The organism is Parafrankia sp. FMc2 (assembly GCF_041008525.1).
Classification (GTDB): Bacteria; Actinomycetota; Actinomycetes; order Frankiales; family Frankiaceae; genus Parafrankia.
Window position 1 is genome coordinate 1 of sequence record NZ_JBFLUG010000124.1, and the last position, 21,638, is coordinate 21,638.

At 68.5% G+C, this 21,638-nt stretch carries 20 protein-coding genes and 10 pseudogenes; 8 read left to right on the forward strand and 22 right to left on the reverse strand.

The window, feature by feature from the left end; translation table 11 throughout:
* A pseudogene (locus AB1460_RS28440) lies at positions 1 to 231 on the reverse strand (transposase); the annotation flags it as partial.
* A 159-nt stretch (positions 232 to 390) separates the two neighbouring features.
* Between AB1460_RS28440 and AB1460_RS28445 the strand changes: the two are divergent.
* Positions 391 to 1,455, forward strand: coding sequence for a Rieske 2Fe-2S domain-containing protein (locus AB1460_RS28445; protein ID WP_368965172.1), 1,065 nt, complete (start codon positions 391 to 393; stop codon positions 1,453 to 1,455).
* Between the two features lie 15 nt (positions 1,456 to 1,470).
* Here AB1460_RS28445 and AB1460_RS28450 read toward each other — a convergent pair whose 3' ends face one another.
* The 3 genes and pseudogenes from AB1460_RS28450 to AB1460_RS28460 all read right to left on the reverse strand — a co-directional run.
* Positions 1,471 to 2,376, reverse strand: a complete 906-nt coding sequence (locus AB1460_RS28450; RefSeq protein WP_368965173.1) for an LLM class F420-dependent oxidoreductase — start codon at positions 2,374 to 2,376, stop codon at positions 1,471 to 1,473.
* Positions 2,373 to 2,678 (reverse strand): hypothetical protein, encoded by a 306-nt coding sequence (locus tag AB1460_RS28455; protein WP_368965174.1) that lies wholly within the window; start codon positions 2,676 to 2,678, stop codon positions 2,373 to 2,375. The genes AB1460_RS28450 and AB1460_RS28455 overlap by 4 nt, the downstream gene beginning before the upstream one ends.
* Positions 2,679 to 2,704: 26 nt before the next feature.
* Positions 2,705 to 3,137: pseudogene (locus tag AB1460_RS28460) on the reverse strand (Gfo/Idh/MocA family protein); the annotation flags it as partial.
* A gap of 212 nt (positions 3,138 to 3,349) precedes the next feature.
* Between AB1460_RS28460 and AB1460_RS28465 the strand changes: the two are divergent.
* Together AB1460_RS28465 and AB1460_RS28470 are read left to right on the forward strand one after the other, a co-directional pair.
* Entirely contained in the window at positions 3,350 to 4,105 is a 756-nt protein-coding gene (locus tag AB1460_RS28465) for a CoA transferase (protein ID WP_420497398.1), read from the forward strand.
* A gap of 113 nt (positions 4,106 to 4,218) precedes the next feature.
* Positions 4,219 to 4,842 (forward strand): TetR/AcrR family transcriptional regulator, encoded by a 624-nt coding sequence (locus AB1460_RS28470; protein WP_368965175.1) that lies wholly within the window; start codon positions 4,219 to 4,221, stop codon positions 4,840 to 4,842.
* Between the two features lie 6 nt (positions 4,843 to 4,848).
* Here AB1460_RS28470 and AB1460_RS28475 read toward each other — a convergent pair whose 3' ends face one another.
* Both AB1460_RS28475 and AB1460_RS28480 read right to left on the reverse strand, forming a co-directional pair.
* Positions 4,849 to 6,036 (reverse strand): thiolase family protein, encoded by a 1,188-nt coding sequence (locus tag AB1460_RS28475; RefSeq protein ID WP_368965176.1) that lies wholly within the window; start codon positions 6,034 to 6,036, stop codon positions 4,849 to 4,851.
* Positions 6,033 to 6,473 carry a Zn-ribbon domain-containing OB-fold protein gene (locus AB1460_RS28480; RefSeq protein ID WP_368965177.1) on the reverse strand — a complete coding sequence of 147 codons (441 nt, stop codon included), beginning with the start codon at positions 6,471 to 6,473 and terminating at the stop codon, positions 6,033 to 6,035. Before AB1460_RS28480 ends, AB1460_RS28475 begins: the two co-directional genes overlap by 4 nt.
* Positions 6,474 to 6,555: 82 nt before the next feature.
* Between AB1460_RS28480 and AB1460_RS28485 the strand changes: the two genes are divergently transcribed.
* Together AB1460_RS28485 and AB1460_RS28490 are read left to right on the forward strand one after the other, a co-directional pair.
* Positions 6,556 to 7,449 carry an enoyl-CoA hydratase gene (locus AB1460_RS28485; protein WP_368965178.1) on the forward strand — a complete coding sequence of 298 codons (894 nt, stop codon included), beginning with the start codon at positions 6,556 to 6,558 and terminating at the stop codon, positions 7,447 to 7,449.
* A 61-nt stretch (positions 7,450 to 7,510) separates the two neighbouring features.
* A complete protein-coding gene (locus AB1460_RS28490) occupies positions 7,511 to 8,149 on the forward strand; it encodes an FMN-dependent NADH-azoreductase (protein WP_368965179.1) in 639 nt (212 codons plus the stop codon).
* Positions 8,150 to 8,201: 52 nt separating this feature from the next.
* On the opposite strand, the gene AB1460_RS28495 is transcribed toward AB1460_RS28490, so the two are convergent.
* On the reverse strand, positions 8,202 to 9,425 hold the full coding sequence (locus AB1460_RS28495; protein ID WP_368965180.1) for an amidohydrolase family protein: 1,224 nt from the start codon (positions 9,423 to 9,425) through the stop codon (positions 8,202 to 8,204).
* A gap of 299 nt (positions 9,426 to 9,724) precedes the next feature.
* Here AB1460_RS28495 and AB1460_RS28500 point away from each other — a divergent pair, with 299 nt between their 5' ends.
* Positions 9,725 to 9,952, forward strand: coding sequence for a hypothetical protein (locus AB1460_RS28500; protein WP_368965181.1), 228 nt, complete (start codon positions 9,725 to 9,727; stop codon positions 9,950 to 9,952).
* A 24-nt stretch (positions 9,953 to 9,976) separates the two neighbouring features.
* Here the strand turns inward: AB1460_RS28500 and AB1460_RS28505 are convergent, their stop codons facing one another.
* The 4 genes from AB1460_RS28505 to AB1460_RS28520 form a co-directional block, all read right to left on the reverse strand.
* Complete coding sequence (locus AB1460_RS28505) at positions 9,977 to 10,693, reverse strand: FadR/GntR family transcriptional regulator (RefSeq protein ID WP_368965182.1); 717 nt, start codon at positions 10,691 to 10,693, stop codon at positions 9,977 to 9,979.
* A 238-nt stretch (positions 10,694 to 10,931) separates the two neighbouring features.
* The gene (locus AB1460_RS28510; protein WP_368965183.1) at positions 10,932 to 11,153 is read right to left on the reverse strand and encodes a hypothetical protein; all 222 of its coding nucleotides are present in this window, start codon (positions 11,151 to 11,153) and stop codon (positions 10,932 to 10,934) included.
* A gap of 7 nt (positions 11,154 to 11,160) precedes the next feature.
* Positions 11,161 to 12,348 carry an amidohydrolase family protein gene (locus AB1460_RS28515; protein WP_368965184.1) on the reverse strand — a complete coding sequence of 396 codons (1,188 nt, stop codon included), beginning with the start codon at positions 12,346 to 12,348 and terminating at the stop codon, positions 11,161 to 11,163.
* Positions 12,349 to 12,399: 51 nt separating this feature from the next.
* On the reverse strand, positions 12,400 to 12,585 hold the full coding sequence (locus AB1460_RS28520) for an AMP-binding enzyme (RefSeq protein WP_368965185.1): 186 nt from the start codon (positions 12,583 to 12,585) through the stop codon (positions 12,400 to 12,402).
* Between the two features lie 68 nt (positions 12,586 to 12,653).
* Here AB1460_RS28520 and AB1460_RS28525 point away from each other — a divergent pair, with 68 nt between their 5' ends.
* Entirely contained in the window at positions 12,654 to 12,809 is a 156-nt protein-coding gene (locus tag AB1460_RS28525; protein ID WP_368965186.1) for a hypothetical protein, read from the forward strand.
* Between the two features lie 90 nt (positions 12,810 to 12,899).
* On the opposite strand, the pseudogene AB1460_RS28530 reads toward AB1460_RS28525, so the two are convergent.
* The 11 genes and pseudogenes from AB1460_RS28530 to AB1460_RS28580 all read right to left on the reverse strand — a co-directional run.
* Positions 12,900 to 13,007 (reverse strand): annotated as a pseudogene (locus AB1460_RS28530) (hypothetical protein); the annotation flags it as partial.
* A 23-nt stretch (positions 13,008 to 13,030) separates the two neighbouring features.
* Positions 13,031 to 13,650: pseudogene (locus tag AB1460_RS28535) on the reverse strand (AMP-binding protein).
* A gap of 275 nt (positions 13,651 to 13,925) precedes the next feature.
* The gene (locus AB1460_RS28540; protein ID WP_368965190.1) at positions 13,926 to 15,071 is read right to left on the reverse strand and encodes a thiolase family protein; all 1,146 of its coding nucleotides are present in this window, start codon (positions 15,069 to 15,071) and stop codon (positions 13,926 to 13,928) included.
* 6 nt (positions 15,072 to 15,077) lie between these two features.
* Entirely contained in the window at positions 15,078 to 15,503 is a 426-nt protein-coding gene (locus tag AB1460_RS28545) for a Zn-ribbon domain-containing OB-fold protein (RefSeq protein WP_368965187.1), read from the reverse strand.
* 166 nt (positions 15,504 to 15,669) lie between these two features.
* Positions 15,670 to 15,954, reverse strand: a pseudogene (locus tag AB1460_RS28550) (AMP-binding enzyme); the annotation flags it as partial.
* Positions 15,944 to 17,303: pseudogene (tnpB, locus tag AB1460_RS28555) on the reverse strand (IS607 family element RNA-guided endonuclease TnpB). The pseudogenes AB1460_RS28550 and tnpB, both read right to left, overlap by 11 nt.
* A pseudogene (locus tag AB1460_RS28560) lies at positions 17,300 to 17,632 on the reverse strand (IS607 family transposase); the annotation flags it as partial. The pseudogenes AB1460_RS28560 and tnpB, both read right to left, overlap by 4 nt.
* Complete coding sequence (locus tag AB1460_RS28565; RefSeq protein WP_368965188.1) at positions 17,596 to 17,886, reverse strand: AMP-binding protein; 291 nt, start codon at positions 17,884 to 17,886, stop codon at positions 17,596 to 17,598. The pseudogene AB1460_RS28560 and the gene AB1460_RS28565, both read right to left, overlap by 37 nt.
* A 16-nt stretch (positions 17,887 to 17,902) precedes the next feature.
* Positions 17,903 to 18,646 (reverse strand): annotated as a pseudogene (locus AB1460_RS28570) (AMP-binding protein); the annotation flags it as partial.
* Between the two features lie 396 nt (positions 18,647 to 19,042).
* Positions 19,043 to 20,287: an ABC transporter substrate-binding protein gene (locus AB1460_RS28575; RefSeq protein WP_368965189.1), complete on the reverse strand. Its 1,245-nt coding sequence runs from the start codon at positions 20,285 to 20,287 to the stop codon at positions 19,043 to 19,045.
* A 457-nt stretch (positions 20,288 to 20,744) separates the two neighbouring features.
* A pseudogene (locus tag AB1460_RS28580) lies at positions 20,745 to 21,218 on the reverse strand (transposase); the annotation flags it as partial.
* A gap of 53 nt (positions 21,219 to 21,271) precedes the next feature.
* Here AB1460_RS28580 and AB1460_RS28585 point away from each other — a divergent pair.
* Positions 21,272 to 21,439 (forward strand): annotated as a pseudogene (locus tag AB1460_RS28585) (ISAzo13 family transposase); the annotation flags it as partial.
* Positions 21,440 to 21,638 lie beyond the last annotated feature (199 nt).

Sequence of the window (21,638 nt, forward strand, 5' to 3'; positions counted from 1 at the left end):
CGCCCGGATCTTCCGTGTGCGCAGGTGGGCGCGGTTGGCGCGGGAGGAGTACGCCTTGTCTCCGGCGACCGCGTCCGGCCGGGTCCTGGGGCGGCCTACCGGCCCACGCACCTTGATTTTCTTCAGGACCGGGAGGAAACGCGGGCTGTCCGCGGCCTGTCCGGGGGTGAGGACGATCGACAGTGGACGGCAGCGCCGGTCGGTCGCGAGGTGCACCTTGCTGGTCAGCCCGGCCACGATGAGCATCGTCGCGGTGCGCGGCGTGAGATCCGGGACCCGGCAGCGCGCGCAGGCGTCCTGCGCGCAGAGCGCACCGTTCCCAACCCGCTCTACCACTGTTAAGCTCACTGGGAATGGGATTCCCATAAAACATCTCGGGAGGTTGGCATCGTGCGCTTGCATGGGCTGGATCTGGAGCTGACCGGCTGGTTCCAGGTGGCATGGTCGGGTGATATCGGACCGGAACAGGTGGTACCGCTGCGGTACTTCGGCCGTGACCTGGTGGCCTACCGCGGCAAGGACGGCGTCGTGCGCGTGCACGATCGCTATTGCCGGCACCTTGGCGCGAGCCTGGCGCACGGCGGCTGCGTCGTCGACGAGGGCATCCAGTGCCCCTTCCACGGCTGGATCTGGGCCCCTGACGGGCACAACGTGTCCATCCCCTACCAGGAGCGCCCCAACAAGGCCCGCAAGCTCGGCACCTGGCCGGTCGTCGAGCGCAACGAGTCGATCCACGTCTGGTTCGACCATGCCGGACGGGAGCCCTACTGGGACGTGCCGGACGCGCTCCGCGGCACCGCGCAGGCGGCCGAGCGCGAGTTCCACCCCGCCTGGCCCGACGGCCGCGAACATGCGACCGACCTGCGGGTGCATCCGCAGATGGTCGTCGAGAACGCCGTCGACCCGCACCACTTCCGGTTTGTCCACAACACCCCGATCAGCCCGGTCGTTCTCCAGGAACGCGTCGAGGGACCGGAGTGGCGGGCGCGCGTCGGCTTCGGGAAGCGCTGGCGGGACCACTCGCACGACGAGCACGGCGCGCTGCGCACCGACACAATGAACACCATCGATATCCTGTGGTCCGGGATCGGGGTCAGCGTCAACGTCGAGCACATGCGCGAGGGCGTGCGAGTGATCACCATCAACGTCACTCCCGTCGAGGACGGCCGGAGCGAGCTCTTCGCGACCTACTGGATCGACCGGAGCGGCGACGAGGCCACCTACCGGCGGCGCTTGGCCGATGCCAAGCTCGCCCTGCCCGACGACATCAAGATCTGGAACCACCAGGTCTTCCTCGACCCGCCGGCATTGGCCACCGAAGAGGGCCGCGGTTTCCGCCGGATGCGGCAATGGGCACGCCAGTTCTACCCTGGCGACGTGGCCGGGAACGGACCCACCGGCATCGACGACACCAGGGCGCCCGGAACCGAGAAACTCGAAGCCGGTGCGCCCTGACGCAGCCGGCAAGTCCTATGTGGACGGTGCAAGCGCCTTGCCGAGGAACTCGATCTCGCTCAAGCAGTTGTCGATGCTGCGGGCCTGCGAGTCAATCGACACGGAGGTGACACCCGCCCGCTCGTACTCGGGCAGCACCGCCGAGAGCTGCTCGGCGGTGCGTTCCGGGTCCCGGGTGGGGGCCGGGGAGAAGCACACCTCGAACTCCGCCGGCCGCCCCAGTGCGGACCGCATTTCCCGCAGCCGTTCGATCCGCTCGCCGATCTGGTCGGCCCTCAGTTCGGGGGTTCCGGTAATGGCCGCCATGGCGGCGGGCTGCTCGAAGGGCAGCCACCCATCCGCGACCTCGGCCACCCGGCGCATCGCCGCCTTGCTGTTGCCCCCGATCCAGACCGGCGGACCGGGCCGCTGCGCCGGACGGGGCAGCATGACATGGCCGTGCGCCGGGAAGAACTCGTCATCGCGCTCAACGACTTCGCCCGACCACGCCGCCCGCAGCGCTGCGATCGCGGCATCGAAACGGGGACCACGGTCGGCGAAGGACGCGTCCAGCACGTCGAACTCCGCCCGCTGGTATCCGGCGCCCATCCCGATCACGAGCCGGCCACCGGAGAGCCGGTCGAGGCTGGCCGCCGCCTTCGCCGTCAGGTACGGGTTGCGGTAACCGGCGACCAGAACGAACGTCAGCAGCCGCACCCGCCTGGTCGCCGCCGCCATGAACGACAACGCGACGAACGGATCGAAGGCGTGGTGACCACCGTTCGCGAGCCAGTCCTGCGCGGGGAACGGATGGTCGGTCGTGGAGACCATGTCGAACCCGCATTCCTCGGCCGCCACGGCGATATCGGCCAGGTCCCGGTCGCCGATCCAGGTGTCCCAGTGCTTCACCGCGCGTGTCGGGAACTGGTAGTTGAGCTTCATACAGACTCCTCCGTCCAAAGGGCGGCCACTTCGGCCACCGTCGGTGTAGCGCCGAGCAGGGCGATGGCATGACGCAGCAAGGTCACGGCGGCACAGAAACCCAGTGCGGAGAACGGATCCGAGCTGCCCTCTCCCCCGTTGCGCACCCATTTCGCCGACGGCGCCGGATGGTCGGTGAACCCGATGGAGGAATACCCGCAGTCCTCCGCCGCACGGGCGAAACGCGTCACCGCCGATGGCGACAGCAGGATTTCGGGCGTCCAGGCGGGATCCGCGATCGCGTGCTGCACGTCGAATCTCATGCCCGCACCTCGACACAGACGGCGGCGGGCCTGCCGAGCAGGCCCGCGCGCACTCGTTCGGTGATGGCGAGCCACTCCGGGTTCCAGCGAAATTCGAAGCAGCATCCCGTCGGGCGGCCGGCTGCCTCGGCCGCCTTCACCATCTCGCGGGCCCGGAGCGGATCAGTCGCCAGTGGTTTCTCGCACAGCACCGCTTTGCCGGCGGCGAGCGCCGCCAAGGTGATCTCGTGGTGCAGTGCCGTGGGTGTGCCACCGAGATCACGTCGAGATCGTCGCGAGCCACGAACGATCGCCAGTCGGTGGAGGTCTCCTCGATTCCGAGGCGCGCCGCGACCTTGCCGAGCCGTTCGGGCGTGCGGGCGCACAACGCGACCGGCTCGAAGCCCCCGCCGCCCGGTAGGCGGGAACCTGGACGTGCGCCCCCCACCCGACGCCCACGATGCCGACTCGCAGAACCATGCCACCTCCCGTACATCGGGATCGAGCGGGAACCTCTAGCCGGCAAAGGAACCACACTGGACCCGTGGCCAATACTTTACTGATAGTTACCAACCCGACCCGCAGACGCGGCGATCCACCAAATGTAGGTCGACTACCGGCTGATCGTGTCGGCCTACTTTCGGTCAGATTGGTAATCAGCTAGATATTATATCTGAGCGTACTGATTAACAATGGCGAGGGGACGAGTGCCGGGAACGGGACCACTGGCCGGGCTGCGGGTGCTGGAGCTCGCCACCTCCGCCGATGTCCTGCTCGAATCCCTGCGGCCCGGCGTGGCCGAACGTCTCGGGGTCGGCCCTGAGGTCTGCCTGGCCCGCAATCCGCGGTTGGTCTACGCCCGGGTCACCGGCTGGGGTCAGGAAGGGCCGATGTCGCAGCTGGGCGGGCACGACATCAACTACGTCGCGTTGACCGGGGTGCTGCGCGCGATGGGCCGCGCGGACGATCGGCCGGCGCCGTCGCTGAACCTGCTCGGCTTCGCCGGCGGGGCGATCTTCGGCGTGGTCGGCGTGCTCGCGGCGCTGCGGGAGGTCGAGCGCTCGGGGCGCGGTCAGGTCGTCGACCCTGCGATCGTCGACGGCGTCGGGCTGCTCTCCCAGATGGTGTGTTCCTTCGTTCAGCGCGGGCAGTGGACCGAGGAGCGGGAAAGCAATCTCTTCGACGGCAATGCGCCGTTCTACGACACCTACCGCTGCGCCGACGGCGAGTTCGTCGCGGTCGACGCGATGGAACCGGTCTTCTACGCCAACCTCCTCGACGGACTGGGCCTTGCCGGTGAGGACCTGCCCGCGCAACTCGACGAGAAGGGCTGGCCGATCCTGCGCGCCCGGTTCACCGAGGTCTTCGCCCAGACCCCGACGACCGCCGCTCCACCCTCGGCGCCGGAACCGCTGGCCGATGTGCTCGCGGCCTGGCGGGGCCGCTGACGATCCGCGACGAACCCCACCGTCGAACAAGCATGCGGGCTCAGTTGCCGGACCAACCCGCTTGACACCGCCGTCAGAGCCGTCATCGACGATCTCCTACACTGAGAGCCACCATGGACAAGTCAGCAGAGCAGACGCTCGACGCCGACGGCACCGCGGACGACAAGCTCGGCCCGCGGGCGGCCCGCACTCGCAACGCCATCCTGCAGGCCTCGAAGCAACTGTTCCTGGACCGTGGCTACGGCGGCACGCGGATCAACAACATCACCGACGCGTGCGGAATCTCGCGCGCCGGGTTCTACACCTACTTCCGCGACAAGCGGGAGATCTTCAACATGCTGGGCGACGTGACCTACCACGACCTACTCAAGGTGGTCGGCGCGCTGGACCACCTGCCGAGGCCCGCGTGCCGCGCCGACCTCGAGGGCTGGATCCGGCAGTACTTCGCGTTCATGGACGAGCACGGCGCGTTCATACTGTCCGCGCAGTCGGGCCCTGCCGACGAGGCCGTGCGGCTCGCGAGCAACCGGATGCAGATGCGGGTGGCGTTCCTGCTCGGGGTGAGCCTGCGCGGCAGGCAGCAGCACCCCACCACCGCACCGGAGGCGCTCGGACTGGCCGCCCAGGCGATGATGGACCGCTCCTGGTACCACTGCTGCGCGCAGCAGCTCCCCATCGACGTGAACGACGTCGTTGGCGTCGTCGCCGATTTCTTCGTGGCCGCGCTGGAGGGCTGAACCGCCTCAGCGGGTGCTCAGCAGCATCGCCCCGCCCACCGGCCCGCCACCGACGCCGACGACCGCGACCCCGGGATCACCCGCGACCTGCCGGTCACCGCCGTCACCCCAGAGCTGGATGCAGGCCTCGTGCAGGAAGCCCATACCGTGTAGGCGTCCGCCCGAGAGCTGGCCGCCACTGGTGTTGAGCGGCAGAGGCCCCTCGAGTGCGATCCGCTCGCCGCCGTCGAGGAACTCGCCGACCTTGCCGTGTTCGCAGAACCCGAGCGCCTCCAACCACATCACCGTCAGGAAGCTGAAGCCGTCGTAGAGCTGGGCGATGTCCACGTCGGCGGGCCGCAGGGACGTCCGTTCCCAGAGGGTCGCCGCGGTGTCGTGCGCCGCCATGGTGGTCAGGTCCGCGCGCTGGTCCCACGTGGCGCGCTCGAACATGCCGGTACCGACCGACTCGACGGTCAGCGGGTGGCGCGGCAGGCCCTTCGCGGCGTCCCGGCGGGACACGATGACGGCGGTGGCTCCGTCGCACGGGACATCGCAGTCGTACAGGCACAGCGGTTCCGAAATCATCCGCGCGCCAAGGTAGTCGTCCATCGTCATCGGCTCGCGGTAGATCGCGTCGGGATTGAGCCCCGCGTTGCGTCGCGCGTTAAGCGCGACGGCGCCGAGATGCTCGCGGGTGAGGCCGAAGTCGTGCATGTACCGCTGGGCCGGCATGGCCAGCCAGTTCGCCGCCGACAGGGCGCCGAACGGCCCGGTGTACTCCAGGTGCGGCGGCAGCTTGCCGCCGGCGAAGAGCACGGAGCTCCTGCCCCGGCCTGCCTGCGCGGTGGACTCCCACACCGACCGGAACACGACCACGTGGTCGGCGAGCCCGAGCGTCACCGCCATACAGGCCTCGATGGCCGGGCCGATCTGCCCCGCGGTCTCGGTCGACGAGAGGTACCAGCGGCTGCGCAGGCCGAGCGCGTTGCGCACGTCGTGCACGTTCGCGCCGGAGAACCCGGGATCCGGCACGCCGGGGCCGGGATAGCTGGCGATGCCGTCGACGTCCTCTGGCCGCAGCCCGGCGTCGGCGATCGCACGTTGGACCGCCTCGACCGTCAGCTCCAGTCCGGTGCGCCCGAGACGGCGGCCCACCTGGGACTTGCCCGCCCCGGTGAGCACCGCCTTGCCCGCGAACGGCCCGCCGCTCATCGCTTCCCTCCAGCCGGCCGGAACAACGGCAAGGCCAGCTTGCTCTCCGAGCCTTCCCATTCCTCGAAGAACACTTCGACCTCGAGTCCGATCCGGACGTCCTCCGGCGCGATGTCGACGATGTTGGTGACGAGCCGGACGTCCGGCTCGTCGGCCAGTTCGACCATCGCCACGACGTAGGGCGGCGGGAACCCAGGCACCCAGGGTTGCCGGTTGATCGTGTACGCGGCGACGGTGGCCCGCCCGGACGCCGGCTCCGGGCCGACCTCCAGACTGTGGCACCGCCAGCAGACGGGCCCCGGCGGATGGAAGAAATGGCCGCAGGCCCGGCACCGGTGGATCAGCAGCTGCCCGCCAAGGCCGCCTGTCCATAACTCCGCCGATTCCGGACTGGGGCTAGGCAGCAATCGCTGCTCGGGCCGGACATAGCTAGTCACGGGCCAACCCTAGGGGAACTTGACATCTTCGTCAATTGCGGGTCTGATACGAAGGAAACTGAGCACTGCAGGAGGCGCCCCCATGGGTTATCGCTATATCGGTTACGAAACCCTGGAAGGGGGCCGGATCGCCCGCATCACGCTCGACCGGCCGCAGGCGCGCAACGCGCAGAACCGCGGTCTGCTGGTCGAATTGGGCGAGGCGTTCGAGCGGGCCGAGGCCGACGACACGGTGCGCGTCGTGATCCTGCGCGGCGCGGGCACGTCGTTCTCCGCCGGGCACGACCTCGGCACGGCCGAGAGCCTCGCCGAGCGCGAACCCGGCCCGGACCTGCACCCGACCTACCAGTGCAACGGCAGCACGCTCGGCGGCTCCGAGGGCCGGGTCCGGCAGGAATGGCACTATTACTACGAAAACACCAAGCGGTGGCGCAACCTGCGCAAGATCACCATCGCCCAGGTGCACGGCAACGTGCTCTCCGCCGGGCTGATGCTGATGTGGTGCTGCGACCTGATCGTCGCCGCGGAGGACTCGGTTTTCGCCGACGTCGTCGGCACACGACTGGGCATGTGCGGCGTCGAGTACTTCGCGCACCCCTGGGAATTCGGGCCCCGCAAGGCGAAAGAGCTCCTGCTCACCGGTGACTCCCTCGGCGCCGACGAGGCGCACGCCCTGGGGATGGTCAGCAAGGTCTTCGGGGCGGACGAGATCTCCGAACACACGGTGGATTTCGCGGCGCGGGTGGCGAAGCTGCCCTCGATGGCGGCTCTGCTCATCAAGGAGTCGGTCAACCAGGCCCAGGACGCCATGGGCTTCAGCACCGCGCTCGACTCGTGCTTCACGTTGCACCAGCTCAACCACGCGCACTGGAGCGAGGTCTCTGGCGGGCAGGTCTACGTCGGCACCGCCGACTACGGCCTCGATGACTGGCGCGCCGCGCCCGCGATCCTGCCCGCCCGCCGCGACACGCCGTGAAAGATCAAAGCTCGCTTGTGATCCCGGTTCCATCAGCACGCATTCACGAGGAGCATTACCCGTGCCGAGCCTCCTGCGCCTGGACTCTTCCGCCGACCCAAGGTCTTCCACGTCCCGGGAACTGACCGGGATCTTCACCCGGACCTGGCGGGAGCTGACCCCGGAGCACGAGGTCGTCGAGCGGGACCTGCACCGGACGCCGCCGCCCCACCTGCCGAACTCCGCGCTGCACTACGCCCCGCGGCTGCGCGCCGACGGCGAACGGCCGGACCCGGCGGCGGAGGACCTCCAGAACGCGCTGCTGGCCGAACTCTCGGCGGCGGACCTCGTCGTGATCGGCGCGCCGATGTACAACTGGTCGATCCCCTCGACGCTGAAGGCATGGCTGGACCACGTCCACGTACTCGGCACGACCGTGCCGTTCGACACCAAGGACCAGCCCCTGGCTGGCAAGCCCGTAGTGGTGATCTCCAGCCGCGGCGCGGCGTATGCCGGGACCCCCGACATCGGCAAGGACCACACCATCCCGCCGATCGTGCAGATCCTCGGCGATTCGATGGGCATGGCCGTATCCGTGGTGACCGCGGACCTGACACTCGCCACCCGCGTCCCCGCGATGGCCTCGCTGGCCGATGCCGCCCGGCATAACCTCGAAGCGGCCAAGGCGCGGGTGTGCGACCTCGCGACCAGCCTGGGTTGAGACTCCTCCCTCATGCGGTGCGAATGGCACCGCATGAGGGACTGCGCCCCGCTCAGGCCAGGACCGGCTCAGGGGCGACGTCGCCAGCGGGGTTGCGGACGGGGATGCCGATGAAGCGGCGGGCGTTGTCACCCATGAAGTCGCGGGTGCGCCTCTCGTCCATGCCCTCGGCGTACTTGAAATAGCCGCGGGGCTCGGTCAGGCCCTCCGGGTGCGGGTAGTCCGAGCCGAACAACACCCGGTCCCAGCCCACGGTCTTCACGATATCCGCGACCGAGCCCTCCCAGAACGGGCTGACCCAGACGTTGCGGCGGAATACCTCGAGCGGGTGCTCCGGGAAGGCCTGCGGCATCTTCGCGTACGTGGCCTCGAAGTCGTCGAACAACGGCTTGATCCAGGCGCTGCCGTTCTCCACACTGCCGATACGCAGGTTCGGGAAGCGGGTCAGCGTACCGTGACAGATCAGGCTCGCCAGCATGTCGGAGATCTCGCGGTGGCCCAGCACGAGCCAGCGGAACGCACTCATCTCCATGAAGTTGTTGGTCTCCGGCGGCTCCCACTGGTTGATGTAGCCGTCCAGCGGCGGCTGGCTCGCGTGGAACACCACCGGGATGCCGGCCTGCTGCACGTCGCTCCAGAACGGGTCGAACTCCGGCAGCGCGGGCGAACGCCAGCCCTTGAGGCCCTTCACCGGAGCGGGCTTCATCAGCACGGCCTTGACACCATTCTCAAGAACGTATTCGAGCTCGCGCCGGGCGTCGTCGACGAGCGCCGCGCTGATCACCGGTGTCATGTACAGCCGGTTCTGGTGGGTGTAGCCCCAGGTCTCGAGCATCCACCGGTTGAGCGCGTGGATTATCGCGACCACCAGCTCGGGGTCCTCGGCGGCGGAGTGCTCGACCAGGTTGGCCAGCGTCGGATAGACCAGTGCCTCGTCGACGCCCTGCTCGTCCATCATGGCGATCCGCGATTCGGGCCCACGGAACGCGGGCAGCGCCTCGATCGGGTCACCGGTCAGCTCACGGAGTGTCTTGCCTTCCTTGTTCTGCCCGGAGAAGAACTTCTCGTGCGCACCGGGCGCAGCCACCCGCTCGAAGGTCGGATTCGGGATGTACTCGGTGATCTTGCCAAGGATCGCGATCCGGGTCCGCTTGCCGACCTGAACGAACTGGACAGACCGCCGATACTTCTCCGGCAGATACCGGGTCAACGCCTCCGGCGTCTCATACATGTGCTGATCCGCATCGAAGATCGGTGCGTCGGTGAACTGAGCCACGGTTCTTCCCTTTCGGCAGCCTTCCGTCCCTCCCTCGGACGCTAGGGTTAATTGACAGAAGTGTCAAGTCGGCTTCAGCCTGCTACCGTTGCTACCTATGACAGCCGCGTGGGAGGGCGATGACAACTTCGTCAACCTGGTGTTGGTCGACGCCGTGCCTCGGATCGAACCGGCGGGAGCCCGCCGCATCGCCGCATTCATGCGCAGTGTCCCCGACGGGTGTCCGCCAGGGGCCAGATGGCCGGTGGCATTGGGACCCGGCGTTCCTGCGGCCTCCGGATGCATCCGAGGCCGCACGGATGTCGGCCCGTATCCGGGTGGCGGCGTCGCAGGTACCGACGCTGCTCCTCCGGGGCGCGTTGTCCGATGTGGTGGCCGAGGAGGGCGTGTCCGATCTCCTGCGGATGATTCCCCATGCGCGGTACGCCGACGTCGCCGGAACCGGTCGCCTGGTGGCCGGGGACGACAACTCCGTGTTCCTCACCGAGGTCTCGGAGTTCCTGAACGATCTGGGAAATCCGGCGTGACAACCGTCCAGGCAGGCAGGCGGGTCACCCGAGCAGATCGAGCACCGTCGATCCCACGTCGTCGCCCAGCAGGTATCCTTCGGCCTCGTTCAGGTGCCGGCGCCACAGTTCCTCGGCGCCTTTGGCGTCCCTGGCCCGGATCAGCTTGACGAGTTTGCGGTGCGTCTTGGCCGTGCTGCGCAGAGCCCGTTCGGCCAGTGGGCCGGCGTCGGGCTGCAACGAGGTGTTCGCCACCTCGATGATGTGGTGCAGCATCTCGGACAGCAGCGCGAGCGTCTCGTTGCCGGCCAGGCGCACGACCAGCACGTGGAAGTCACTGTGCAGCCGCACGGCCTCCAGTGAGTCCTCGGCAGGGACCGCCTCGTGCTGTTCGAGCGCCTTGGTCAGGACTTCCAGATCGTCCGTCGTGTGGCGCCGGGCGAGCTGGCCCACACTGGGCACCTCGAGCGCGACCCGCGCTTCGTAGACGTCGCGCAGTGTGGTGCCCTGGTATTCCAGGATGAACCCGGCATACCGGGCGGCGACCTCACGGCGCGGCGGCTGCACCCTGGCGCCGCCGTGCGCGCCGCGACGGATCGCAATGAGACTTTCCGATTCGAGCACACGAAACGCCTCGCGCAGCGTCGGGCGGGAGATGCCGAACTGTTCCATGAGTTCGGACTCCGATGGCAACGCATCGCCCTCGGCCAGGTCACCCCGGATGATGTGGCGTCGCAGCTCGGCCGCGGCCAGTTCCGCCATCTTCGGAACCCGGACGGGCCGGGCCACCGTTTCGGGCAGCGAACGGAGCGCGCCTTGTGCGTTCCCTACGGTTCTGGGTGCCACCGGTCCTCCCCGTCCACAACGGCTCGATGAGCCAGATGATTAACTATATTTGAACAGCCCCCGGTGCGCCCAGCCGTGGCCTGCGCGTCGACGTGGGCCTTGTCACCAGAGGAAGACCGGGACGGCGAAGGCCATCCCGGTCCGGTCCCTGCGATCACGCCCGGAGCGAGGCCCTTACCCACTGCATCGCTTCCAGACGCCGCGTCAGCAACCCGGCCTCGTCCTGTTCAAGCGGACCGATACCGGCCGCCCGAAGGCGGTCCAGCTCGCCGGTGACCGCCGTGATCTCCACGTCGAGGCGCTCACCCGCCTCGTCCTTGGTCAGCAGATCCTGGTCGGTCCAGTCGTCCTCCGGGATCCGGTCGATCGGCGCCATGGCGTGCTCAGCTCACTACGCCGGCCGCGGCCGGCTTCTCTGCCGGCGCGGGCAGGTTGTACAAGCGCCGGGCGTTGAGCTCCACGATCTGGTGCACCTCGTCGTCGGGCACGTTCTCGAACGCCTCGGCAGCGCGCTTGCGGCTGGCGGGCCAGAACGAGTCCGAGTGCGGGTAGTCGCATTCCCAGGTGATCCGGTCGACTCCGATGATATGCCGGTTGGCCACGCCGAAGTCGTCCTCGATGAAGCAGCCGTGGAAATGCTTCTTGAACAGCTCCGAGGGCCGCACCTCCTGGTTGATGTTCTGGTAGAAGCGGTGCTTGCGCCACACGTAGTCGGCCCGCTCGATGATGTAGGGAATCCAGCCGACCCCGCCTTCGGACAAGCCGATCTTGAGCTTCGGGTGCTTGTGCAGCGCCCCCGAGAAGACCCAGTCCGCCGTCGCGTGCATGCTGTTGGTGCCCATCAGGTTGATCATCACCGCGAACGGTGCGTCCGGCGCGATCTGCGGAATGGCGCTCGCCCCGCCGCTGCCGAAGTGCTGGCACAGCGGCATCCCGGTCTCCTCGACCGCCGAGAACACCGGGTCCCAGTAGTCGGTGTGCACCGAGGGCAGGCCGAGCGCATGCGGCAGGTCAGGGAACGAGATGCCCTTGGCGCCCTTGGCCGCCGTGCGGTGGATCTCCCGCACCGCGGCCTGGGCGTCCCACAGCGGCAGGATGACGATCGGGATCAGCCGGCCGGGACCGGCGGCACACCACTCGTCGAGCACGAAGTCGTTGTAGGCCTGGACACAGGCCAGCGCGAGTTCCTTGTCCTCGGCCTCCAGGAACACAGTCCCGCAGAAGCGCGGAAACGACGGGAAGCACATCATCGCCTCCACGCCGTCGATGTCCATGTCGGCGAGGCGGGCCTTCGGGTCATAGCAACCCGGGATCATGTCGTCGTAACGGAGCGGCTCCAGCCCGTACTCTTCGGGCTTCTTCCCGGCGACCGCGTTCAGACCGATGTAGGGGTAGATCCGGTCCTCGTAGACCCACATCTGAGCGTTCGGCTGGCCCTCGCCGAGGGGCTGCTCGACGATCCGGGGACCGATCTCCTTGTACTTGGTCGGCAGACGGTCCTGCCACACCCTCGGGTGCTCGATCAGGTGATCGTCGACCGAAATGAGTTTCATCCAGGGCTGTAGCGGCATCGCTGACTCCTCACCACCGACGTGTTCCGATTGTTTTCACGACGTTCGTGTTCATGGCCAGCCGGCACCGGAAAGCAGGTCCCGTACCAGCTCACGCCGGAGTAACTTCCCGGTCGCCGTATACGGGAGCTCCGGCCGGAACACCACGTCGTCCGGTGTACGCGAACTGCGCAGCCGGTCCCGCACGTACTCCTTGATCTCGTCGGCCCCCGGCTGGCCGCCCGGGTGCGGCACCACGACCGCGACGATGCGGGCGTCACACTCGTCATCGGGCAGCCCGATGACGGCGGCTCCTTGGCCCCCGGGTGGCGGACGAGCACGTCCTCGATCTCGGCCGGCGCGATGTTCTCGCCGCCCCGAATGATGGTGTCGTCCGTGCGCCCGGAGATGAACAGGTAGCCCTCGTGGTCGAACCAGGCCTGGTCACGAGTGTGGAACCAGCCGTCGCCGTCCAGCTGTGAGCCGGAACCGAGGTACTCCCCCGAAACCTGCGCACGCACCCACAGCTGACCGGTCTCACCCGCGGGCAGATGTTTGCCGAGCTCGTCCCGGATCTGGCCCTCCACACCGGGGACCAGCCGGCCCGCGGAGGAAAGCCGCTCCTGCACCATCGGCTCGCCCGAGCCCAGTGCGGCGCGGTGGTCGTCAGGGCCGAGCACCGCGATCGTCGAACTGGTCTCGGTCAGGCCGTAGGCGTTGGTGAACGCGGCCCCGGCAGCACGGTCAGCGCCCGTTCGAGCACCGGCCGCGGCATGCGCGCGCCACCGTAGGCGATCGCACGCAGCGTGGGCAGATCCGCCGGGGTGTCCCCGAGTTCGTCCACGATGCGCGCGAGCATCGTGGGCACCAGCATCGCCTGCGTGATGCCCTCGTCGCGCACCAGATCGAGCCAGCGGGCCGGGGCGAAGTTGGGCAGGAGAGCATGCGACGGCCGGAGAACGTGTTCGTGAGCACCGTCCCCACCCCCGCGACGTGGTAGGGCGGCACGCTGATCAGCGCGGCGTCCTCCTCCGCCGACGATCCGAACTCGACGGTCTGCAGTACGTAGGACACCAGGTTCGCGTGCCGCAGGACCGCGCCCTTCGGCTTCGAGGTGGTTCCGCTGGTGTAAAGCACCACCGCGGGGGCGTCCTCGTCGATGTCCTGCGGGGGCGACGCCTCGGCCTCGCCCGCCGCGGCAAGCCAGTCGGTGACGGTGATCGTCTTACCCGGCAGTCCCAGTGCGGCGCACTGCTCGTCAACGACAAGCAGCGGGCGCTCACCCAGGCGACCCGCCAGTTCTGCCAGCTGGCCGGGCGACAGCCGATAGTTGAGGGGGTAAACGGAACCCCTGCCTGAGCCGCGGCGAACAGCGCGACCGGGAACGCCGGCCCGGTCACTCCCACGAACCCCACAGCATCAGCTCCGGCATCCCGCACCACGCGGGCCCCGCCGGCGGCCCGCGAGGCGAGATCCGCGGCCGTGAGACCACCGCTTCGGTGCCCGACGAGCACGCGCTCCGGCAGCGTGGACGCGATCGTGTCGAGCAGCATCGCGATGCCCCCATCGAACCTCCTTCACACCGGCTGTCGTCGGGCTCACGTGGACAGGATCGCGACTGCGGCGGTGCCGGGCGCGCCGTAGAGATGGGTGTAGCCGACCTTCGGACCGCCGGGCACCTGCCGTTCACCCGCGCGGCCGCGCAACTGCGTGACGATCTCGTAGACCTGGCGCAGGCCCGAAGCGCCGACCGGCTCGCCATTGGCGATCAGCCCGCCATCGGTGTTGACCGGCAGCTTGCCCCCGATCTCCGTCTGGCCCTGCGCCAGCAGCGACTCCTGCTCGCCGTCCTTGCAGAACCCGTTCTCCGCCATGTGGATCACCTCGGACCCGGCGTCAGTGTCCTGCAGCTGGGCGATGTCGACGTCCTCCGGCCCGATGCCCGCCTCCTCGTAGGCGGCAAGGGACGCGTCGACCGTTGGGCTGGGCACGGTCTCCAGCGGAAGCGACGGGGTCAGCAGCTCGAAGGCACCCAGACGGCGGCTGCGCAGCTGGCTCGCCCGCAGGTAGACCGGCTTGTCGGTGTACTTGTGCGCCTGGTCGGCGCGGCACAGCAGGACGGCAGCGGCGCCTTCGTTGGGCGCGCAGTACATGTACTGCGTGAGCGGGTAGTTGAGGACCGCGGCGTTCAGGATCTCCTCCTCGGAGATCGGCTTGCGCCGCCAGGCCTTCGGGTTCGCCGCTCCGTTGCGGAAGTTCTTGGCCGCCACCTTGGCCAGCGTGGCCGCGGTCAGACCGTGGTCGTGCAGGTACCGGGTGGCCTTCATCCCGAAGAAATGGGTCGTCAGGAACAACCCGGCGTCGCCGTACCAGCCGGGCAGGCCCGACACCGACGGATCCGCGGAGAACGCGCCGCGCGGATGCTTGTCCAGCCCGATCGCGATGGCCAGGTCGTGCTCGCCGCTTTCGATGGCCTTTGCCGCCATCGTCAGGGAGGTGTTGCCCGTGGCGCAGCCGTTCAGCACGGCCCTAGCCGGGATCCCGGTGAGGCCGAGCAGGCCCACGACGGCCTCGGGGTTGGTGACCTCCATGCTGCCCGCGAACGCGCACTGCACGTCCCGCCACTGCGCACCGGCGTCGGCCAGCGCGTCCCGTACCGCGTCCGCACCCATCTCCAGCGCGGACTTTCCTTCGTAACGGCCGAACGGGTGCAACCCGACGCCGACTATCGCAACGTCCACCAGTACTCCTCAGGCCGGCTGGAAAGCGAACACGAGGGTTTCATCGCCCTCGGGCGTCATGCCGAACGGCACGATGGCCAGTTCCATCTCCTGCCCGATCTCGAGCTTCGCCGGGTCGGGCTCGGTGAGCCTGGCCTCCACCCGGCACGCTCCGGGCAGCTCCACATACCCCACGCTGAACGGGACGAACGTCTCCGGGGTGTCGGCACCGGCATAGGGCGGTGACGGGGGGCGGAACCGTTGCGTGGTGAACGTCCACAGCCGACCTCGGCGGGGCAGCTCGACCTGCTCCACTCCGGCCGTCCCGCACGCGAGACAGTGTTCGCGGTGGGGGAACGCGACGTGACCACAACTTCCGCAGCGGCCCCCGAGCAGCGCCGGTTCCTCCGCGGGCCAGGTGAACAGCCCTGGCGCCAAGGGAATCCGCTTCGACATCGAAGCTCCTACTCTTCCAGCTGGGCAACTTCCCACACTGTAGTGCCAAGTAGAGCAAACATCTATCTAAATAACTGGTTTGATCGACACGTGGGCGCCAGCCGGGTCCGCATGCCAGTCCCCCAGCCGCCGTCGCAGCAGCTTCCCGGCACCCGTGCGGCAGTGCGGGCACCTCGCACCAGAACGCGGGCACCTTGAACCCGGCCAGCCGCGTGCACGCGAAGGCGTGCAACTCCACCGCCGAGGGCAGCTCACCCGCCGGCACGAGGAACGCGGCGATCGTCTGCCCGAGCCGCCGGTCCGGTACCCCGACCACACCGGCGGACGCGATCGCCGGATGTGCCTCCAGCACATGCTCCACCTCGAGGGGGTAGACGCTCTCGCCCCCTCGCACGATCCGGTCGTTGGTCCGTCCGGCCAGATACACATACCGTTGCGGATCAATGATCATTAGTGCTCACCGGCTCCGCAGCCGTCCCTTGCGGGGCGGCGGTCCCGGTCTGACCGGCCGGAGCCGTGCCGAGTTCCCGCTTCACGGCCACCTGCCCGCCGGGGCGGGTCTTACGGTCGGCTTCACGGGCGTTCGGCGCTTGCGCGCCCGGGTATCCAGCCACTCCGGCACCCGTAAGCCGCCTCAGGTTGAGCGAGGCGTTGTAGTCGCAGTCGATCACCAGGCCGCAGCCGTGGCAGGCGAACGTGCGGTCCGACAACGTCAGGCTTGGGTTTCGCCAGCCGCAGGCCGAACAAGTCTTGCTCGACGAGTACCAGCGGTCCGCGACGACCAGCCGCGAGCCGTACCACGTCGTCTTGTAGGTGAGCTGCCGTCGGACCTCGGCCATCCCGGCGTCGGACACAGCGCGGGCCAGCCGCCGGTTGCGAACCATTCCCGCGACGTTGAGGTCCTCGACCACGATCACGTCGTGCGACGTGGCCAGGCGGGTGGTGAGCTTGTGCAGGCCGTCGCGTCGCTGGTCCGCGACCCGGGCGTGGATCCGGGCCAGCCTCGCGGCACGCTTACGACGTCCAGCGCCGCCGGGCCTGCTGCGCGCGTAGGCACGCGACGCCTTCCGTAGACGACACAGCGAGGCGGCCAGATGCTTCGGGTTGGGCACCATCTCGCCGGTCGACAGCACGGCGAGATGCTTCACCCCGAGGTCGACGCCGACCGCACCGCCATGGTGCTGACGCGGAGACGGTCCGGCGGGCATGTTCCGTTCGGCCTCGACGGTGAACGACACGAACCAGCGGCCGGCGGTACGGGAGACAGTAGCGCCGAGCAGACGCGCCCGGCCGTCCGCGAGCCGCACGGTCATCGGCTCGTGGACTTTCACCCGGCCAATCCGGGGCAGCTTCACGTGCCGGTCGCCGTGCGGACCGTAGGCGCCGGTGGTGTACCGGAACGAGTCACGAGCCCGGCCGCGCTTCTTGAACCGGGGGAAGCCGACCCGCCTGCCCTTCCGCTTGCCCTCGCGGGAGTCGGAGAACGCCTCGAGTCCGCGGGCGAGCTGATCCAGCCCGGACGAGTACGCCTCCTTGGAGCACTCCGGCCACCACGGCGCCACGTCGCCCTTGATCCGATTCCACTCGCGACGCAGCGCGGGCAGCGTCCACGGGATCGCAGTCAGATCCGAGACCGGAGCCATAGGTCGCCTCGGCGGCCCGCTGGCCGAGGGCGGCCTTCACCCGGGCCAGGGTCCCGTTGAACGCGGACCGCGCCGCACCCGCATGCCGGGCAAGCTCTGCGAGCTGGACCGGCGTCGGGTCCAGAGCGAAACGGTACGCCTGCAAGGACGCGCTCACTCAACCTCGCCGGGACCGGAGGTGACCGCGGCGACCGCACGCCGCGCACGGTTGGCCGCCCCGGGTCGGCCGTACAGCCGCGCGCACAACGACGTCAGGATCTCGGTCACGTCCCGCACGAGGTCGTCGTCGACCTCGGCCGGGTCGACGACGAGCAGCCGCCGGCCGGACACGGCCAGCGCCGCCTCGACGTACTCGGCGCCGAACCGCGCGAAACGGTCCCCGTGCTCGACGACGATCGTGGTCACGGCCGGGTCACGCAGCAGCGCGAGAAACTTCCACCGGTGGCCGTTCAGCGCCGAGCCGACTTCGGTGACCACGCGGTCGACAGCCCGGCGCGGACCAGTAGCTCACCGGCCCCGGTCTCGTCCGGGTCCTCGACGCGCAGGTCCAGCCCCGGCACCGGGCGACCGACCGAACGCAGCAGGTCCGGGCGCCCGTTCACGGCACGCAGGTGATCCTCCGGCGTGAGACAGGTGACCGGGCTGCTCTCGGTCTGCCCGAACAGGTTCACCATGCGCACGCCCGGCAGGACCTCCAGCACCCGCCGCAGGGTCCCGGGATGAATCGGCGATGCGGCCATAGACGAGCGTGCGCAGCGGCACCGCGTCCAGCGCACCGGCGGCGAACAGCATCTCGATCATGCTGGGCACCAGCAACGCGTACGTCACGCCGAGGTCCTTCAACCCGCGCCACCAGTCGACGCTGAACGACGATGTGGCGACAACGGTCGCGCCTGCCGCCAGTGCGACCAGAAGGTTGCCCAGCCCACCGATGTGGTGCACCGGCGACCCTGTCGCGTACACCGCATCAGGCTCGTCCAGCCGCGCCAGCCCGGACAGGACCTCACTACGGCGCGCGAGCACCTGCTGGGTCAGCGGCACCCGTTTCGGCGCACCCGTCGTGCCGCCGGTGTACAGATAGACCACGACCGAATCGGGGCCGGGCGCGGACAGCTTGTCCAGCTCGTCTTCATGGCCGAACTCCGGCACGGGAACGGGCCGGACGCCGGTCGCACGACCGAGTTCTCCTGCCGTGGCCGTGAAGGCGTCTTCGTGCAGCACCACCTGGCTGCCCAGGTCGCCTGCCAGCCGCGTGAGTTCCGGCACTGTTAGCTTCGGCCCGAGTGGGGCCAGCGGATGCCCGGTCGCGGCGCCGACCAGCAGCAGCGCCACCGTGCCCGCGTTGGTGGTCACCAACGCGGGCAGCGGGGCTCCCGGGGCAAGGCCGAGCGTTTCGATCCAGCTGCGCCTTCTCTCCCTCCCACGCGCCCGCCGCGCCGCGGCCTGCGACCTCACCACCCCACCCGCCCGGGCCGCGGAGGCGGAGGCGGCGGCGGGCATGTCAGACTGAACGGGCAACGGGGGCCTCCGCTGGTGCGAGTGATCTAGGCAATCCCCGTCCTACCGGACCCCCGTTGCCCTCACCCGAACCGGCCCGCGCAACGCGCGCGAAGCGACCACGATTCCCGACAGGAACCAGCCCCCCACCGGCCCGCAACACCACCCCAGACCGTCACCCAACGTCACCGCCGTGCCGGCCGTAACCGACCTCACCCAGACTACTGACAGTGATCAACTGTACGGCGTCCGGAGCTCAGCCACCCCGACCCTGCGCCCACCCCACATCCGACCCGCTCACGATCAACAAGCGCGATCCGGGCACCTGACCAGCAGAAACAGACTTTGCGGCTCGCCCTGCTCTGCCATGTGCCGGCATTGCTCGGGCCAGAGCGTGGCCTACCGTGCCGGCGTCGTCAGGTGCGTGCCGCAGAGGCTGTCGGCGCCGGGAACGACATGCCAGCCCTTAGCAGGTCCGTCAAACTGGACGAAGCTGAGGCACAGGTCAGCGACGCCGAGGTTCTGGCCAAAATCTACGCGGTTGACGATGATACCGTCGGCGTCGTAGCTCTTGACGCCGCGCAGACCTCGGATAAAAGATTCACGGGTTGGGCAGGGGCCCGCCTCCCGCAGCCCTCTAACAAACATGTCGGCGGTGATCCAGCCGTGAAGTGCCACACTAGATGTAGCCGGTCTCACCTGCGGCACAAATTCGCTCATAGCCTCGCGGAAGCGAGCGATTCCCGGGCTGCCGCTCTCGAACGGATGGTACACGAGGGACGTGTAGGAACCAACCGGCCAGTCGAGAGGCTGGTCGGCGGAGCCATAGCCGTTCGGCGCCAGCACCACCTTGATGTCCACGCCCGCCTGGCGCGCGAGATTGACCGTGCGCGCGAATTCTGACTCGGTCGCGTAGCTGACCAGCACGTCGGCATCCAAGGCCCGGATACGTGCGGCCGTCGCACTTGGGTTAGTGATTCCCGGCGTTACCTCGATCCGGTCCACTACGGGAATTCCGACGGCCTCGAGGCTGGCAGCGACGGCATCACTGGCTTTCGTTGAAAACTCGTTGCCCCAGATGCTCATCACGACCGCCCGGGTACCGCCAGCGCGTTTCACGAATAGGCCGTAGGTGTCGACTCCGTTGCCACTGCCAAGAAAATATGAGTAGCTGAACATATTCTCGTAATTGCTCCACACGGACTCGTCCGCGTGGCCGGTGACCGGGATACCCTGCTCGTTGAGCCATTTCGCCGAGCCGCTTGCCGCCGTGGTCACCTCCATGATCCCGAAGACGTTCTGATCGTCGACGAGGTGTTGTGCCGCTACTAGGTTGATCGACGGCTGGGCTTGGTCGTCGGCCCACTCGTAGACGAGCTGACGGCCGTTCACGCCCCCCTCCTGAGCGGCCACCCCGAGCCGGGCCTCCACGCCACCTCGAAAGGCGGAGAACTCGCCGGCCAGCGGGCCCGTGTCGGGGTAGAGCAGCCCGGCGACCACCTTGTCAGACGTCACTCCAGGGCTCTGGCAGTCCGGCGACGCGTCCGGCGCCCCGTCGCGGCAGGCGGTCAGGCCGGCCGCGGTCAACGCAACCAGCAGTGGCAACGAAACGCGGACCGCACCTAGGCGACGTAATGGGATCATGGCTTCCTCCCTGGATCGAAGTCGCGGCGGGCGCTGTCGGGTGGCCCGCACGCCTACTCGGCGCGGGCCGTCGGGTTCCGGCACGGAGCGCCCTCCTCCCGGCCCGCGACCTGACGATGAGGCAGATGCGCCTGCCAAGCTATTTTGACACTACCGCCAGAGCGAAGGCAGCCTGCACGGGTGGGTGGCGGCGGCGGGACACCCCGACTAGAGGTGGGTCGGGCATTTTCTGTAGGCCATGCAGCGTGGAGGCTCCCATGTGATATTGATTTATGGTTGATTTTATGGTCTGGCGGTGTCGGGTGGTGGCCGCATCCTGTCGACGGTGGCGCACCTGTGGCTCGAGGGAGTGGCTTGGTCTGACGAAGACGTCAGATACGCTGGCGACGCGTCCGGCTGTGGTCACGTCCACGGGGGTGGTGCACAGAGAGTGACACCGCGTGATCCTGGTTGAAGGTTATGCGGTGAGCGCCCCGGGTGCCACGCTGATCTCGGGTGTGTCGGAGTTCTTGTTCGTGGCGTCGATTTTTGCGAGGATTTCAAGGCCGAAATAGCGGTGGGTTTCGATCCACTCGTCGTGTTGTTCGGCGAGGACGGCGCCGACGAGCCGTATGATGGCGTCACGGTCGGGGAAGATCCCGACGACGTCGGTGCGGCGGCGAATTTTCTTGTTCAGTCGTTCCTGCGGGTTGGACGACCAGATCTGCTTCCAGATTCCCCGCGGGTAGGTCGTGAACGCGAGCAGGTCCGCTTTCGCGTTCGAGAGATGGTCGGCGGCCTTCGGGAGTTTCTCGGTGAGGGCTTCGACGACCCGGTCGAACTGTACGTGGACCTCGGTGGCGTCAGCCTGCTCGAAGACGGTGCGGACCAGCGTGGCGACCCAGGGCTGTGACGACTTCGGTGTCATGATCAGCAAGTCGCGGAGGTAGTGGATCTGTGCGGGAACAACCTGGTGGTTCGACCTGTCTGGTTCGATGTCGTGCTATGGCGATCATGGGGGATGTTCTGGACCAGTTGTCTCGTCGTTTCGCGGTGGTGCTGCCGCACCTGGACGAGCGGCAGCGGCGGCTGCTGCTGGCAGCCGAGGCCCGGCTGCTGGGACATGGCGGTGTCCGCGCGGTGGCCCGAGTCGCCGGCGTCAGCGAGACCACCTGTACTCCGCACGTTCGTGCGGTGTGCTGACAGTGTGACTTCTTGATCGGATGGCGTGGCGATCTCCCTGGTGCGTAGTGCGTCCGGTCTGGCACGGCACGCAGCGTGCTGGCGGCCGCCGAACTGGGCTACGGGTCCCCGAGCCTGGAGAAGTTCCTCGGCTCGCTGCCCGTGGTGCGTGACCTGCTGGTCCGCCTCG

Coding starts and splice junctions, on each gene's coding strand:
- AB1460_RS28450 (WP_368965173.1), bottom strand. CDS start 2,376: ATGAAGCTCAACTACCAGTTCCCGACACGCGCGGTGAAGCACTGGGAC.
- AB1460_RS28470 (WP_368965175.1), top strand. CDS start 4,219: ATGGACAAGTCAGCAGAGCAGACGCTCGACGCCGACGGCACCGCGGAC.
- AB1460_RS28500 (WP_368965181.1), top strand. CDS start 9,725: ATGTCGGCCCGTATCCGGGTGGCGGCGTCGCAGGTACCGACGCTGCTC.
- AB1460_RS28455 (WP_368965174.1), bottom strand. CDS start 2,678: ATGAGATTCGACGTGCAGCACGCGATCGCGGATCCCGCCTGGACGCCC.
- AB1460_RS28565 (WP_368965188.1), bottom strand. CDS start 17,886: ATGGCCGCATCGCCGATTCATCCCGGGACCCTGCGGCGGGTGCTGGAG.
- AB1460_RS28485 (WP_368965178.1), top strand. CDS start 6,556: ATGGGTTATCGCTATATCGGTTACGAAACCCTGGAAGGGGGCCGGATC.
- AB1460_RS28575 (WP_368965189.1), bottom strand. CDS start 20,287: ATGATCCCATTACGTCGCCTAGGTGCGGTCCGCGTTTCGTTGCCACTG.
- AB1460_RS28515 (WP_368965184.1), bottom strand. CDS start 12,348: ATGCCGCTACAGCCCTGGATGAAACTCATTTCGGTCGACGATCACCTG.
- AB1460_RS28475 (WP_368965176.1), bottom strand. CDS start 6,036: ATGAGCGGCGGGCCGTTCGCGGGCAAGGCGGTGCTCACCGGGGCGGGC.
- AB1460_RS28545 (WP_368965187.1), bottom strand. CDS start 15,503: ATGTCGAAGCGGATTCCCTTGGCGCCAGGGCTGTTCACCTGGCCCGCG.
- AB1460_RS28505 (WP_368965182.1), bottom strand. CDS start 10,693: ATGGCGGAACTGGCCGCGGCCGAGCTGCGACGCCACATCATCCGGGGT.
- AB1460_RS28510 (WP_368965183.1), bottom strand. CDS start 11,153: ATGGCGCCGATCGACCGGATCCCGGAGGACGACTGGACCGACCAGGAT.
- AB1460_RS28465 (WP_420497398.1), top strand. CDS start 3,350: ATGGCGAGGGGACGAGTGCCGGGAACGGGACCACTGGCCGGGCTGCGG.